Below are 12,718 nucleotides of genomic sequence, written 5' to 3'. Positions count from 1 at the left end.
AACGACACGCCAAAAACAAACAAAATGGGTCATATTAAAGGAAATATGCTTTAAAATGGGTCACAGCACCATCATCATTGGTAAAACCAATGATCACCACACAAACCATTCCCCGGAATCAACATTACAAACCGGCGATAACGCCCCTATTTGTCCGCAGCACCCCGATCAATTCCAGAACGGGTTTCTGGGGGCGATAAACCGGTTGTTTGACCGACTGACACAGCGCGTGCGCCGCAAGAAGCGCGTTTTTGCCCCCAAGGATATGAGCGACCATCCGTTGGCCGATATTGGATTGCGCCGGGCAGAAACTGGCGACTCCCGTTTTCGCCAATCGTGTCTTCATTCAATGATCTGAATATCCCCCCACATTCCTTAAAAATGACAGAGTCCGAAAATGGCGAGCCAGCGGGCGAAGAACCGCATATTTTGCGCACCAAGCACCTTCACCTGCCTTTCAACCCGCCGGAGCCAATCATGACCAAGCCGATATCACCTGCCCTCGCCCCCGCCGGGTCCGCGCCCGATCCCGCCCGCGCATCAACACCGCGCACAACAGCGGCAGGGCCAAAAATGGATGGTGTCAGTTGGGCAATGTTACTGACGTTATCGCTGTTATGGGGCGGGTCATTTTTCTTTACCGAAGTCGCCCTGCGCGATTTGCCGCCCTTTACGCTGGTTCTGGCCCGGGTGGCGCTGGCTTCGGTTATTTTGTGGCTGGTCATTGCAGCACGCCGCATTGCTTTGCCAACCTCTCGCCCCATCTGGATCAGTTTTATGGTCATGGGGCTGCTCAACAACCTGCTGCCCTTTTCCCTGATCGTCTGGAGCCAAACCTACATTGCCAGCGGGCTTGCCGCCATCCTGAATGCAACAACACCGCTTTTCACCCTGATGATTGCCCATATCGCAACGGACAATGAAAAACTGTCGTCGCGCAAGGTGATCGGCGTGGTTACCGGCTTTATCGGCGTTCTCATTGTTACCGGTATTCCGGCATTTGACGGGCTGGGGCAAGCAAAAGGCATTATCGACAATGAGGACCTGTCATTGGCGACAATTGCCCCGTTTGCGGTGTTAATCGCCGCTATATCCTATGGCTGTGCCGCTATTTTTGGCCGCCGGTTTAAAAACACACCACCCCTTGTAACGGCAGCTGGCCAAACCACGGCAAGCAGTCTGATGCTGGTGCCAATTGTCTGCCTGGTCGATGCCCCCTGGACATTGCCCGTCCCCGGCCTGCCAACATGGCTGGCCGTGGCTGGCATCGCCAGCATCAGCACCGCACTGGCTTATCTGCTGTATTTTAAGCTTCTGGGGCGTGCGGGGGCCAGCAACCTTGCGCTGGTAACGTTCCTTATTCCGATCAGTGCAATTTTGCTGGGATTTTGCTTTCTGGGCGAAGCCCTTGGCACCAATGACATTGCCGGAATGCTGGCGATTGGGCTGGGTTTGGCGATTATTGACGGTCGACCGCTGTCGTGGCTGCGCAAAACATTGCTGTCGCCAAAATCCGCCACCGGGGCGTGACCGGGCATCAAGGGGTTGCCAATCAGGCACTATCAACCATTTACGCGGAATTTAACATCGCCTGAAGAAGCCCGCGACACCAAAGCCCTGATCATGGAAAACGAACAAATCAATTACCCGTTTTTTCGCCTGTAGCCGCATCATCGGAAAATTTGCCCGTAAAGGGCAATTTTATTCCCCAAAACGATTCGCAGCCGTTATAAATCGTGCAACCCAAACCCCTGTTTGCATTTCAACCGGCCAACAAAACCGGCCGCACCGAACGAGGACCCGATGAGCGACGTAAAAGACAGCAATGGCACGGAATTAAACGACGGTGATTCCGTTACCCTGATCAAGGATCTGAAGGTAAAGGGCACCTCGACCACCCTGAAACGCGGCACCGTAATGAAAAACCTGCGCCTGACCAACAAGGACAGCGAAGTGGAATGCCGCAATGGCAAAACCACCATTGTACTGAAAACCGAATTTCTGAAAAAAGCCTAAGCTCGCAGGCTCCCCTTCAAAAAAGGACGACCGAAATTGCAGTCATATCTGCAAACGGTCGTCCTTTTTGTTTCAGACACCCTTGCCAAACATGCCAATGTCATCGCCCCGCATGTTACGGGCAATTTCGCGCCGCGCCATCCCGGCTGGCAGGCGCAAAGCAATCTCAAGTTGTGCCCGTGTCAGCCCGGTAACATCACCCAAAACCATGTCATCGAGTTTTTCGAGCTGACGGATTTTTAACCGGTCCTGGCGGTTGACCTGATAGGCCTCGTAAAAACGGCGCGCCCATGCAATAGCGCAATGAAAACGACTATTGTTATTGTTCTGGCGGGTATCAATAGCGGCTTTTTGCGGGTTAAACGTTCGGGTTGTCATCAAAACCTCCTGTGTTTCAATGACCATGCCGCAATGCTATTGATTAAACAAACGAGAAGATTTAACCTTATCTATGAGAAAACCTCAAAAGGATAAGCAAATGTCTGCCTTGCCCCCGTCCCTGCCCAGTCTGGATCTTGATCTGGCACGCACCTTTGTTGCCATTTGCGAAACCGGCAATTTCTCGCGCGCGGCAGAGCACGTCCATCGCAGTGCATCGGCGATCAGCCTTCAGGTTAAAAAACTTGAAGAAATGGTCGGGCGGGATCTGTTTTACCGCGAAACCCGCAAAGTCCGCATGACCAGCGACGGCGAAATGCTGCTGGGGTATGCGCGCCGGTTGCTCAGGCTCAATGACGAAGCCTTTTCCAAATTCCTGCATCCCCAGTTTCAGGGGCGGGTGCGGCTGGGTGCGCCCAACGATAACGGCATCGTTGCCATGCCCGAAATTTTACACCGCTTTGCCACCACCCACCCCCATGTCGAGGTCGATGTTTACCTGGGCCCAACCAACAATTTGCGCAAACGCATCACGCTGGGTGAAATTGACATCGCCATTTTCAGTTTCAATCCCGAACTTGACAGCCAAAGCCCTATTCATGCCGAGCCATTGGTGTGGCTGGGCGCGCGCCATGGCACCGCTTGCGACAAGCGGCCGCTGCCAGTGGCCTTGGCCGAGCCGGGCTGCTATTGGCGCGCCATGGCGCTTAAATCACTTGATGATGCCGGGCTTCATTACCGCATTGCCTATACCAGCGAATTTTGCCAGGCACAGATTGCGGCTGTGCGGGCCGACCTTGCCATTGCCCCGCTTCCGATCAGCGTGATTTCCGACGATCTGGTTCATTTGGGCAATGCCCATGGCCTGCCCGAATTGGGGGAATACCGCATGACCCTTGCCAAACGCGACGGGGCCGGTGCCATCGAAGATGCCCTTGCCGAACATGTGGTTGCCGGGTTTAAAACCATTGCAGAGCGCGGCATGCGGCTTTTTGCCTGAACGCCCCGGAAACGCGGAAATATCTGAACCCGAAAAATTCGGGCGTAACGCCATCCTCAGGCCGATTTCTCGTCCGAATAGGGTCCATAAACACTTTCAATCACGGCATCGGTCCAACCGATGCGCCGCATGCAGTCCAGCACATCCTGCGAAATCGCGACCTTTTTCTCCATCCCTTTTGCCGCTTCATATTGCGCCATAAATTTCGCCGGGATCTGCACATTACTGCCCTTGGCAACAATATCTTCCAGTTCCTTGCGCTCGGCAGTGTTCAGGCTTTCCCACAACACACACCGCGCCGGTGTCCATGCCGTCGGACTAAAGGTCGGGTTTTCGTCGCTCATGCGGGCACCTCACATCAAATCGTGGTGACGTAGTGATAGGCAGCACCCGGCATAAAGTCCAGATGAATAAAGGCAACTTTCGCAAACTACCACAGACAAAACGCCGACCAAAATCAACCCAGGCAATCAACTATGGATGACCCGAAAAATGGCTGGTTACCGATAAAGTTGCATCGGGATGAAAATATGTTTACCGTTTTCGTAAACTCATATTGACCTAACCGCCATCAATGTTTACCATTTTGGTAATGCCATAAAGGATTCGGTATGGCGTTAATTGCGATAAAAGACAAAGGCCTGCGCGAACTTTTCGAGAACGGTGCAACAAGACATATTGGTAAGCAGTTCCACGAAAACGCGATCATGATCCTCGATCATCTTGATAACATTACTGACATCAAAGATTGCATGGGCGTGAAGGATTTTCATGCTCTTAAAGGCACACGCAAAGGCCAATATGCCATGCATGTGACCGGAAACTGGTGCATCACTTTCAAATGGAACGGAACCGACGTTACCGTCCTTGCTTTCGAGGATTATCATTGATGCAAAACGACAAACCGCTACGCCGTAATCGCCGCCCCACCCATCCGGGCAAAATATTGCGCGAGCATTATCTGGTACCGCGCGGCATTACCCAAACGGCCCTGGCTGCCGACCTTGGCATCAGCACCAAACACCTGAGCCAGATCGTAAATGGACACACCCGTATCGATAGCACCCTTGCCGCCAAAATCGCCAAGGTACTGGAAACGACCACTCAGTTCTGGGTAAATTTGCAAGCCACGATAGACACTTGGGATGCAGAGCAGGAAACAGCAAACTGGCAACCCGCCAACGTGTATCCGGCGACACTTGCGCTCGCGTAAAGCACAAAGTGTGCTGCCTGAGCGCCTGTCTGGCAATTAAGGAAAACTATCAGAAATTTTTTGGAAAATAAAATAAAACAAGGGGCCGGAATAACCCGTAACCCCTTGAAATAATTGGTAGCGGAGGAGGGACTTGAACCCCCGACACGCGGATTATGATTCCGCTGCTCTAACCAGCTGAGCTACTCCGCCATATGGCTTTGTCGTTCGGTGTTCCGTGTCGTGCGGAACGGGGCGGTTTTTACGTCAGGGAACCGCCCTCGTCAAGCGCCTTTTTGACGTTTTTATCAAAAAAGATTACCGCAAAATCACAAGTGGCACAAAGCCGTGATAATACGGCCTGCGGTGATGCCCTGTCCGCCCTGCCCGATGCTGCCACAAAGGCAGCAAGGCTGTGCCAAGACGGGGATAACCACAGGCCGTTTTAAACGATGGTCAGGCCGCACTGGTAGCGTGACGGGTCGATGCCACCTGCGCATCGCCCGCAACGGCCTGATGCTCCTGCGTGCTGATCCAGCCGCCCCCCAAAACACGGTCGCCCTGATAAATCACGCCAGCCTGCCCCGGTGCGATGCCGAACTGGGGGGTATGCAGATCTATCCGCGCCTGTCCCGGTGTATCGGCGACAGGATAAAGCGTTGCTGTGGCCGGTGCCATGGCGGAGCGCAGTTTGACCTCAACCTCGATCCCGGCGGGGTCAATGGCGGTCGCCCCCAGCCAGTTCAGGTCTTTGACATAAATGCTGTGCTTTGCCAGCGCTGATTTAGGGCCGACGATGACCTGTCGGGTTTCGGGCACCAGTTTCACCACATAAAGCGGTTCTGCCGTACCCCCGATATTAAGGCCGCGCCGCTGCCCGACCGTGTAATGGATCAGCCCGCGATGATCGCCCATCACATTGCCATCAACATCGACAATCTGGCCGGGTTCCCCCGCTTCGGGGCGCAGTTTTTCCACCAGACGGGCATATTTGCCATCGGGGACAAAACAAATGTCCTGGCTGTCGGGTTTATCGGCCACTTCAAGGCCAAACCGGGCGGCAAGGGCACGGGTTTCAGCCTTTGAGGTCAGATGTCCCAGCGGGAAGCGCAGAAAATCAAGCTGATCCCGGGTTGTGGTAAACAGGAAATAGCTTTGATCCCGGTTGGCATCGGCCGCACGGTGCAATTCCGCCTGCCCGTTGGCCGCCAGTTTACGCTGCACATAATGGCCGGTTGCCATGCAGTCCGCCCCCAGATCGTGCGCGGTTTCCAGCAAATCGCGGAATTTGACGGTCTGGTTACATTTCACACAGGGAATCGGCGTTTCACCGCGCAGATAGCTATCGGCAAAATCATCGATCACTTCTTCGCGAAACCGGCTTTCGTAATCGAGCACATAATAGGGAATGTCGATATCCTCGGCCACTTTGCGGGCATCGTAAATATCGCGGCCCGCACAGCAGGACTTCGCCCGCGACGGCGCATTGGCCCCCATATCATAAAGCTGCAACGTGATCCCGACCACATCGTAACCTTCTGATTTTAAAAGAGCGGCTGCCGCCGAGCTATCGACCCCGCCCGACATGGCAACAACCACGCGGGTGTCTTCGGGGGCTTTGTCTATTCCAAGGCTGTTCATCGTCACATTCCCTTGGCCCACCATCGGTCAAGGCGATGGCGACCAGATTATCGATCTTTGATCCGGTATTTTAATGGCGTGTTGGCCGCGCCATCACTTTCTGTTTGCACCCTATATGGGCAAGCTTGCCTATTTTGCCAGATCAAGGCCCATTTGCCAAAAGTCGGCTTCCAGGCGGCTGGCCATGCTAAAGGTGCGGGTTAAATCGTCCATCCGGCCTGCGGCCCCGCGTTGGGTTGCCAGCATGTCGAGCAAGGTGATTTCGGCCTTGGCAACATTCTGGAAATCGTCCGAGGCATACATTTCAATCCACGCCCGGTAGGGGTTGCCCTCCAGCCTTGTATCAGAACGTGCCATCAACCGGTTTGCGATTTCGGCATATCCCACCATACAAGGCATCACAGCCACATGCAGGTCAATGATATCGCCCTGATGACCCTTTTCCAGCACATAGCGGGTATAACCGATGGTGGCGCGCGCTTCGGGCTGGCTGACGATATCTTTTTCGCCAAGCCCCCAACGATTGCAGAAATCCAGATGCAGGCTCATTTCCAGATCCAGAATAGCCGACACGGTTTGGGAATAGTGGCGCATCGCGGTCAAATCGCCCGCCTTGTAAACCGCCAGCGCATAGGCCCGGGCAAACTGGATAAGAAACAGGTAATCCTGAATCAAATAATGGCGAAAACAGTCTTCGGGCAAGGTGCCGTCGCCCAGCTTGCGGACAAATTCATGATCCACATACCGGTTCCAGACATCAGGGGCATTGGCCCGCAATTGCCCAAACAGGCTATTGGCAGGAATAATGTCGGTAAAACGATTGGTGCTGGTCATTAAGATGGCTCCACGGCTTACAGGCAAGGCATAAAACAGATCAGACCAGCCCGCGTTGGCGGAGCTGGTCCTTGATCTGGCGATAGATGGCGCTGTTCATCCCCTGCCCCGCCATAGGTCGAGGTCAAAGAAAGCCACGCAATCAGTCTTCGCGTTCGTCGATCCAAGCCATTTGAATGGCCTCAAGGATCTTTTCGTTCGATGCTTCGGGATCATCCTCGAAACCCGGCAGCGCACAAACCCATTTATGCAAATCGGTAAAGCGCAGATGCACATTGTCGGCATCCGGGTGGGTTTCTTCAAGTTCGATCGCGATATCGATTGTGTCTGTCCAGCGCATCGTCGTCCCCTTTTTCGGGTGAAAAGGCCCGGCGGTTAACAGGCCAGATTATTTATCAACCATCATATTGCGCGTCGCCGACGGCAATTGGACACGCAAGCCGTCCAGCTCGTCGCTCATGATGATCTGGCAGCCAAGACGCGACGTCTCGGTCAGGCCAAATGCCAGGTCCAGCATGTCTTCTTCGTCTTCGCTGGGCTCTTCAAGCTTGTCAAACCAGTCGCTATCAACAACAACATGGCAGGTCGAGCATGCCAGCGAGCCTTCGCATGCACCTTCCAGATCGATGCCGTTTTTATGCGCGGCTTCAAGAACGGACAACCCGTCGGCGACTTCGAATTCTTTTTCCGAACCGTCAGGTTCCACAAAAACGATCTTGGGCATCGGCGCCTTTCTCCTCGAATATAATTCTGTTTCGATCTCTGTTTATCGACCCGCTTTAGCGATGTGTCGGGACAATCGCCGCAGCAGCGTGTTTTGTCAATTCATCACGGTCCGCTCAGGTCCCGACACTGTTCACATTTTGCCCCGAAAGGGCGCGGCGAATGCCACGATCCATACGTTTTTCGGCAAATGGACGCGATGCGGTATCAAGTGCTTCGGCCAGATCATTAATAACCTGGCGATCATCGCCCTGCATGGCGGATTCCAGTTCCGCAATGCCGGCGGCTATGGTCTTTTCATCATCTTCGTCAAGCAACTCGGCATCGACCTTCATGGCGGCCTGCACGGCCAGAATGTTGCGCCGCGCTTCCACGCGGGCCTCGGTCAGCAAACGCAACTCCATATCACCACGGGCATTAACCATGCTTTCGCGCAGCATGTTGGCCATGTCGGTTTCGTTAATGCCATAGGTCGGCTTAACCGCAACTTCCTGTTCCACCCCGGTGGCTTCTTCACGCGCCGCAACCGTTAACAGCCCGTCGGCATCGACCTGGAAGCTCACACGAATGCGCGCCACCCCGGCTGCCATCGGCGGAATACCGGAAAGAACAAACCGCGCCAGCGACCGGCACTGGTCGACCATTTCACGTTCGCCCTGCACCACATGAATCATCATGGCGGTCTGGCCATCCTGATAGGTGGTAAATTCCTGGCCCTTGGCAACAGGAATAGACGTGTTGCGATCGATCACTTTTTCGACAATCCCGCCCATGGTCTCAAGCCCCAGCGACAGCGGAATAACATCAAGCAACAAGTTATCCGACCCCCCGGTCAGGGCTTCGGCCTGCAAAGCGGCCCCAACGGCAACGACTTCATCGGGGTCGATATTGGAAAGCGGTTCCTGGCCAAACAAGGCGGCAACAGCGGCACGAACCGCCGGCACACGGGTGGACCCACCGACCAGCACAACACCCTTTACGTCGTCGGAAGCCACATCGGCATCATCAAGCACCTGTTCGGTGATGGACACCGTGCGCGCAATCATCGGTGCGATCATGGCATCAAAATCGGCCCGGCTAATGCTGTGGGTGGTTTCACGGTCGTTAATATCAACAGCGATATAAACCTGATCCTCGGTGCTCAGCACTTCCTTGATCGAGCGGGCGACCTTTAACAAACGCTTGGCAGCAGAGGCATCAATCGTGTCCTCAATGCCGTCCTGTTTACGCGCCGCCAGAATATGCTCGACAATGGCATGATCAAAATCATCGCCACCCAATGCCGCATCGCCGCCGGTTGATTTAACTTGGAAAACACCCTTTTGCATTTTCAAAAGGGATATATCAAACGTGCCACCGCCCAGATCATAAACCGCATAAAGCCCTTCGGCACCGTTATCAAGGCCATAAGCCAGCGCGGCAGCGGTTGGCTCATTCACCAGGCGCAACACCTCGATCCCGGCCAGTTTGGCGGCATCCTTGGTTGCGGTGCGCGCTGCATCATCAAAATAGGCCGGAACCGTGATAACCGCGTGTTCCACATCCTGTTCAAGGGCGGCTTCGGCACGGGCTTTAAGGGCGCGTAAAATATCGGCTGAGACTTCGACCGGGGTTAACACCCGGTTGCCGACATTAAGCCGCACCATTTGCGGTTGGGCACTGGCGGTATCATCGCCCGCTGGCGCGTCGGGAATTTCAACATGATAGGGCAAGGTGCCCGCAACCGACTTCACATCTTCAAGGCCACGGCCCATCAGCCGTTTGACCGAAGACACCACCTGGCTTGCCTGGCTGTCGATCATATCCCGGGCAGCGTCGCCCACGGTGACCGTGCCGTCACTGGCATAATGCACAACAGAGGGCACAATCGCAGATCCCCCGTCGGGATTGCGTAAAACTTCGGATTTTTCGTCGCGCGACATCGCCACGACAGAATTGGTTGTGCCCAGATCGATCCCGACCGCCAGTTTACGTTCTTCCTCGTGGGGAAGCGGGGTTTGTCCGGGTTCGTGGATGGTCAGCAAAGCCATAAAATTCAATCCGTTTTAATGTATCAGGCCGCAGCCGAGCGCGCCTTTTTGGCCCGCGCTTCCTGCGCCATTTTTAACAGATAACGCAACCGCGTGGTCAATTTGCGGGCCGCATCATAGGCCCCGCCATTCATCGCAGTGGCAACTTCTTTTTCGCAATCGCGCGCCATTTTGCGCACATCACGAATAATCGCATCAATCTTCGCCCGGTCCCCGGCATCGTCCAGGGCTTCGCGCATTTCCATTGCTTCCATTAGCAATGCCGGGTCATTCACCGTTTGTCCTGCGCCGCCTTCGGGTTCAACGCCCGCCATGCGCAACATATATTCAGCACGCAATACCGGGTTTTTCAGGGTCTCGAAGGCGTCGTTCAGGCTGGCAGCCTGTTGCTGCGACAGGGCCTTTTCGCGGGCCGATTTTGTGGCAAAACGGTCCGGATGCAAGGCCTGTTGCTGTTTTAAATATTGAATTTCAATCGCATCAATATCGACATTGAAATCACGTGCGATTTCGAACCGGGAAAAATGATCCAGTTGGCCCGGCGCCTGAATGGCACCGCAGGTATCGCAAAACAGCGCCACAGCATCGACCGGCCCCTTGCAGGACCAGCAGGTTTTGTTGCCATGACGATGAGTATTGGTGTGTTTGAACACAGCAGTCATATTCTTTTCAGGCCTGTCTCATTTAACACGTTCGTCGGGTCGGGCAATATTGCCCGGTTAAAACATATGCCATCAAGGGATGGCCCCGGTGAAGACACCGGGGCCATCGACAAGATCAAGCCGGAAACCGGCGGCATCAAACGTGGAAAGATTCCCCGCACCCGCAACGACCCTTTTCATTGGGATTGCGAAACACGAAACCTTCTTCCATTTTGTCGACCGAATAATCCATCTCGGTGCCGAGCACAAACATGATTGCCTTGGGGTCGATCATCAGCTTCACGCCATCATCAAGCTGGACGATTTCGTCAAATCCGCTTTCATCATCGGCGTATTCCAGCGTGTATGACAGACCCGAACAACCCTTGCTGCGCACACCAAGACGAATCCCCGCTGACGGTTTGCCGCGGCTGTCCAGCAGTGCCTTGATATGATCAAGGGCACTGGGTGTTACATTAATTGGCGACGGTAATGCCATCCTGGTCTCCTTGTCGTCGGATAATCATGCGATTATCAGGGCAAAGCAGCTTATTCAGCGGCTTCAACCTCGGCCTTGCCGTTTTTGGTGTTGTAATCGCTGATCGCCGCCTTGATGGCATCTTCAGCCAAGATCGAGCAATGGATTTTAACCGGCGGCAGTGCCAGCTCTTCGGCGATCTGCGAGTTTTTAATCGCACCGGCTTCGGCAATGGTCTTGCCTTTGACCCATTCCGTGATCAACGAGCTTGACGCAATCGCCGAACCGCAACCAAAGGTCTTGAACTTTGCATCTTCAATGATCCCGTCGGCGGAAACACGAATTTGCAGTTTCATCACGTCGCCACATGCCGGCGCGCCAACAAGACCGGTCCCGACAGAGGTTTCGTTTTTGTCAAACGAACCGACATTGCGCGGGTTTTCATAGTGATCAAGAAGCTTTTCGCTATAGGCCATGGTTTGAACCCTCCTAAGAAGTCCTGTGTCTCTCTGTAACTATTATATAGTACGCGCGGCAATTAATGCTCGGCCCACTCGATTGATTTAATGTCGATGCCTTCCTGCGCCATTTCCCAAAGCGGGCTCATTTCGCGCAGACGTTCCACTTCGCTGCAAATCGCATCGACCGCCTGGTCCAGTTCCTCGCGGGTGGTGAAACGGCCAATCCCGATGCGCAGCGACGTATGGGCCAGTTCTTCGTCAACACCCAGGGCACGCAGCACATAAGACGGCTCCAGGGATGCCGAGGTGCAAGCCGAACCAGACGAAACCGCAATATTCTTGATACCCATCAAAAGGCTTTCACCTTCGACATAGGCAAAGGAAATATTGAGGTTGCCTGCAACACGGTTTTCTTCATCCCCGTTCAGGTAAATGTCGACCAGACGTTCGCGGAAACGGTTCAGCGTATAGTTACGCAGTTCCATAATGCGGGCGTTTTCTTCGGCCATTTCGTTTAGCGCAATATCGCAAGCCTTACCCAGACCCACAATCAGCGGGGTTGGCAAGGTGCCCGAACGCATGCCGCGTTCCTGACCACCACCGGTGATCTGGGCGACAACCCGCACGCGGGGACGACGACGCACAAACAAGGCACCAACGCCTTTCGGACCATACAGCTTGTGACCGGAAATCGACATCAGGTCGATTTTCATGTCATTCACATCAAGCGGAATTTTACCAACGGCCTGGGCCGCATCGCAATGAAAGAACACACCGCGTTCACGGCAAATCTCGCCAATTTCCTTAAGCGGCTGGATCACACCAATTTCGTTGTGAACCGCCATGATCGAAACCAGGGCTGTTTCATCAGTGATCGCCGCTTTAAGCTGTTCAAGATCAACCAGGCCATTTTGCTGAACCGGAAGGTAGGTAACCTTGTACCCTTCCTGTTCCAGATGGCGTGCACTGTCGAGAACACATTTATGTTCGGTCACAGTGGTGATCAGGTGCGGCTTTTTCTTGCCGTAAAACTTCATCACGCCTTTCAGCGCAAGGTTGTTTGACTCGGTCGCACCGGATGTAAAAATAACTTCCTTGGGCGACGCGCCAATGATGGTCGCAACCTGGCCACGGGCAAGTTCAATGGCATCTTCTGCTTCCCAGCCGAACGAATGGTTCCGCGAGTGGGCATTACCGAATTTCTCATAAAAATAAGGCAGCATTGCATCAACGACACGCGGGTCGGTCGGCGTTGTCGCCTGATAGTCCAGATAGATCGGCTTTGCTTTAAGCTCGTTCATTTTTTGGCATCCTCACTCATTTT

Annotated in this window: 17 protein-coding genes and 1 tRNA gene; 6 read left to right on the top strand and 12 right to left on the bottom strand. The window is 54.2% G+C overall.

Going from position 1 to position 12,718, the window contains the following annotated elements:
• From AAC086_RS11540 to AAC086_RS11530, 3 genes are all read left to right on the top strand, one after another.
• A partial coding sequence (locus AAC086_RS11540) for a hypothetical protein (RefSeq protein WP_339778818.1) occupies positions 1-358 on the top strand: 358 nt, incomplete at its 5' end.
• A 119-nt stretch (positions 359-477) separates the two neighbouring features.
• Positions 478-1,530 carry a DMT family transporter gene (locus tag AAC086_RS11535; RefSeq protein ID WP_339778817.1) on the top strand — a complete coding sequence of 351 codons (1,053 nt, stop codon included), beginning with the start codon at positions 478-480 and terminating at the stop codon, positions 1,528-1,530.
• Between the two features lie 273 nt (positions 1,531-1,803).
• A complete protein-coding gene (locus AAC086_RS11530; RefSeq protein WP_339778816.1) occupies positions 1,804-2,016 on the top strand; it encodes an alkylphosphonate utilization protein in 213 nt (70 codons plus the stop codon).
• Between the two features lie 72 nt (positions 2,017-2,088).
• Here the strand turns inward: AAC086_RS11530 and AAC086_RS11525 are convergent, their stop codons facing one another.
• Positions 2,089-2,394, bottom strand: a complete 306-nt coding sequence (locus AAC086_RS11525; protein WP_339778815.1) for a hypothetical protein — start codon at positions 2,392-2,394, stop codon at positions 2,089-2,091.
• Positions 2,395-2,494: 100 nt separating this feature from the next.
• Here AAC086_RS11525 and AAC086_RS11520 point away from each other — a divergent pair, with 100 nt between their 5' ends.
• Positions 2,495-3,394: a LysR substrate-binding domain-containing protein gene (locus AAC086_RS11520; protein WP_339778814.1), complete on the top strand. Its 900-nt coding sequence runs from the start codon at positions 2,495-2,497 to the stop codon at positions 3,392-3,394.
• 56 nt (positions 3,395-3,450) lie between these two features.
• On the opposite strand, the gene AAC086_RS11515 is transcribed toward AAC086_RS11520, so the two are convergent.
• Positions 3,451-3,738 carry a hypothetical protein gene (locus AAC086_RS11515; RefSeq protein ID WP_339778813.1) on the bottom strand — a complete coding sequence of 96 codons (288 nt, stop codon included), beginning with the start codon at positions 3,736-3,738 and terminating at the stop codon, positions 3,451-3,453.
• Positions 3,739-4,005: 267 nt separating this feature from the next.
• Between AAC086_RS11515 and AAC086_RS11510 the strand changes: the two genes are divergently transcribed.
• Complete coding sequence (locus AAC086_RS11510) at positions 4,006-4,284, top strand: type II toxin-antitoxin system RelE/ParE family toxin (protein WP_339778812.1); 279 nt, start codon at positions 4,006-4,008, stop codon at positions 4,282-4,284.
• A complete protein-coding gene (locus AAC086_RS11505) occupies positions 4,284-4,607 on the top strand; it encodes a HigA family addiction module antitoxin (protein WP_339778811.1) in 324 nt (107 codons plus the stop codon). The genes AAC086_RS11510 and AAC086_RS11505 overlap by 1 nt, the downstream gene beginning before the upstream one ends.
• A 115-nt stretch (positions 4,608-4,722) precedes the next feature.
• Here the strand turns inward: AAC086_RS11505 and AAC086_RS11500 are convergent.
• From AAC086_RS11500 to AAC086_RS11455, 10 genes are all read right to left on the bottom strand, one after another.
• Positions 4,723-4,799, bottom strand: a tRNA-Met gene (locus tag AAC086_RS11500).
• A gap of 243 nt (positions 4,800-5,042) precedes the next feature.
• Positions 5,043-6,227 (bottom strand): tRNA 2-thiouridine(34) synthase MnmA, encoded by a 1,185-nt coding sequence (mnmA, locus tag AAC086_RS11495; protein WP_339778810.1) that lies wholly within the window; start codon positions 6,225-6,227, stop codon positions 5,043-5,045.
• A 129-nt stretch (positions 6,228-6,356) separates the two neighbouring features.
• Positions 6,357-7,061, bottom strand: a complete 705-nt coding sequence (tenA, locus tag AAC086_RS11490) for a thiaminase II (RefSeq protein WP_339778809.1) — start codon at positions 7,059-7,061, stop codon at positions 6,357-6,359.
• 142 nt (positions 7,062-7,203) lie between these two features.
• Positions 7,204-7,401 carry a Fe-S cluster assembly protein IscX gene (gene iscX / locus AAC086_RS11485; protein WP_339778808.1) on the bottom strand — a complete coding sequence of 66 codons (198 nt, stop codon included), beginning with the start codon at positions 7,399-7,401 and terminating at the stop codon, positions 7,204-7,206.
• Positions 7,402-7,449: 48 nt separating this feature from the next.
• The gene (locus AAC086_RS11480; protein WP_339778807.1) at positions 7,450-7,785 is read right to left on the bottom strand and encodes a ferredoxin family 2Fe-2S iron-sulfur cluster binding protein; all 336 of its coding nucleotides are present in this window, start codon (positions 7,783-7,785) and stop codon (positions 7,450-7,452) included.
• Positions 7,786-7,900: 115 nt separating this feature from the next.
• Positions 7,901-9,814 carry a Fe-S protein assembly chaperone HscA gene (gene hscA / locus AAC086_RS11475; protein ID WP_339778806.1) on the bottom strand — a complete coding sequence of 638 codons (1,914 nt, stop codon included), beginning with the start codon at positions 9,812-9,814 and terminating at the stop codon, positions 7,901-7,903.
• A gap of 23 nt (positions 9,815-9,837) precedes the next feature.
• Positions 9,838-10,476, bottom strand: a complete 639-nt coding sequence (gene hscB, locus AAC086_RS11470) for a Fe-S protein assembly co-chaperone HscB (protein WP_339778805.1) — start codon at positions 10,474-10,476, stop codon at positions 9,838-9,840.
• Positions 10,477-10,612: 136 nt separating this feature from the next.
• On the bottom strand, positions 10,613-10,954 hold the full coding sequence (locus AAC086_RS11465) for an iron-sulfur cluster assembly accessory protein (RefSeq protein WP_339778804.1): 342 nt from the start codon (positions 10,952-10,954) through the stop codon (positions 10,613-10,615).
• Between the two features lie 50 nt (positions 10,955-11,004).
• Positions 11,005-11,409 carry a Fe-S cluster assembly scaffold IscU gene (gene iscU / locus AAC086_RS11460; protein ID WP_339778803.1) on the bottom strand — a complete coding sequence of 135 codons (405 nt, stop codon included), beginning with the start codon at positions 11,407-11,409 and terminating at the stop codon, positions 11,005-11,007.
• 62 nt (positions 11,410-11,471) lie between these two features.
• Positions 11,472-12,695 carry an IscS subfamily cysteine desulfurase gene (locus AAC086_RS11455; RefSeq protein WP_339778802.1) on the bottom strand — a complete coding sequence of 408 codons (1,224 nt, stop codon included), beginning with the start codon at positions 12,693-12,695 and terminating at the stop codon, positions 11,472-11,474.
• Positions 12,696-12,718 lie beyond the last annotated feature (23 nt).

Source organism: uncultured Thalassospira sp. (genome assembly GCF_963976115.1).
Lineage (GTDB): Bacteria > Pseudomonadota > Alphaproteobacteria > Rhodospirillales > Thalassospiraceae > Thalassospira.
This window is presented reverse-complemented; position numbering and strand designations above follow the sequence as displayed.

Excerpts from the sequence above, each read along its gene's own strand:
- AAC086_RS11535 (WP_339778817.1), top strand. The coding sequence starts at position 478 with ATGACCAAGCCGATATCACCTGCCCTCGCCCCCGCCGGGTCCGCGCCC.
- AAC086_RS11530 (WP_339778816.1), top strand. The coding sequence starts at position 1,804 with ATGAGCGACGTAAAAGACAGCAATGGCACGGAATTAAACGACGGTGAT.
- AAC086_RS11525 (WP_339778815.1), bottom strand. The coding sequence starts at position 2,394 with ATGACAACCCGAACGTTTAACCCGCAAAAAGCCGCTATTGATACCCGC.
- AAC086_RS11520 (WP_339778814.1), top strand. The coding sequence starts at position 2,495 with ATGTCTGCCTTGCCCCCGTCCCTGCCCAGTCTGGATCTTGATCTGGCA.
- AAC086_RS11515 (WP_339778813.1), bottom strand. The coding sequence starts at position 3,738 with ATGAGCGACGAAAACCCGACCTTTAGTCCGACGGCATGGACACCGGCG.
- AAC086_RS11510 (WP_339778812.1), top strand. The coding sequence starts at position 4,006 with ATGGCGTTAATTGCGATAAAAGACAAAGGCCTGCGCGAACTTTTCGAG.
- AAC086_RS11505 (WP_339778811.1), top strand. The coding sequence starts at position 4,284 with ATGCAAAACGACAAACCGCTACGCCGTAATCGCCGCCCCACCCATCCG.
- mnmA (WP_339778810.1), bottom strand. The coding sequence starts at position 6,227 with ATGAACAGCCTTGGAATAGACAAAGCCCCCGAAGACACCCGCGTGGTT.
- tenA (WP_339778809.1), bottom strand. The coding sequence starts at position 7,061 with ATGACCAGCACCAATCGTTTTACCGACATTATTCCTGCCAATAGCCTG.
- iscX (WP_339778808.1), bottom strand. The coding sequence starts at position 7,401 with ATGCGCTGGACAGACACAATCGATATCGCGATCGAACTTGAAGAAACC.
- AAC086_RS11480 (WP_339778807.1), bottom strand. The coding sequence starts at position 7,785 with ATGCCCAAGATCGTTTTTGTGGAACCTGACGGTTCGGAAAAAGAATTC.
- hscA (WP_339778806.1), bottom strand. The coding sequence starts at position 9,814 with ATGGCTTTGCTGACCATCCACGAACCCGGACAAACCCCGCTTCCCCAC.
- hscB (WP_339778805.1), bottom strand. The coding sequence starts at position 10,476 with ATGACTGCTGTGTTCAAACACACCAATACTCATCGTCATGGCAACAAA.
- AAC086_RS11465 (WP_339778804.1), bottom strand. The coding sequence starts at position 10,954 with ATGGCATTACCGTCGCCAATTAATGTAACACCCAGTGCCCTTGATCAT.
- iscU (WP_339778803.1), bottom strand. The coding sequence starts at position 11,409 with ATGGCCTATAGCGAAAAGCTTCTTGATCACTATGAAAACCCGCGCAAT.
- AAC086_RS11455 (WP_339778802.1), bottom strand. The coding sequence starts at position 12,695 with ATGAACGAGCTTAAAGCAAAGCCGATCTATCTGGACTATCAGGCGACA.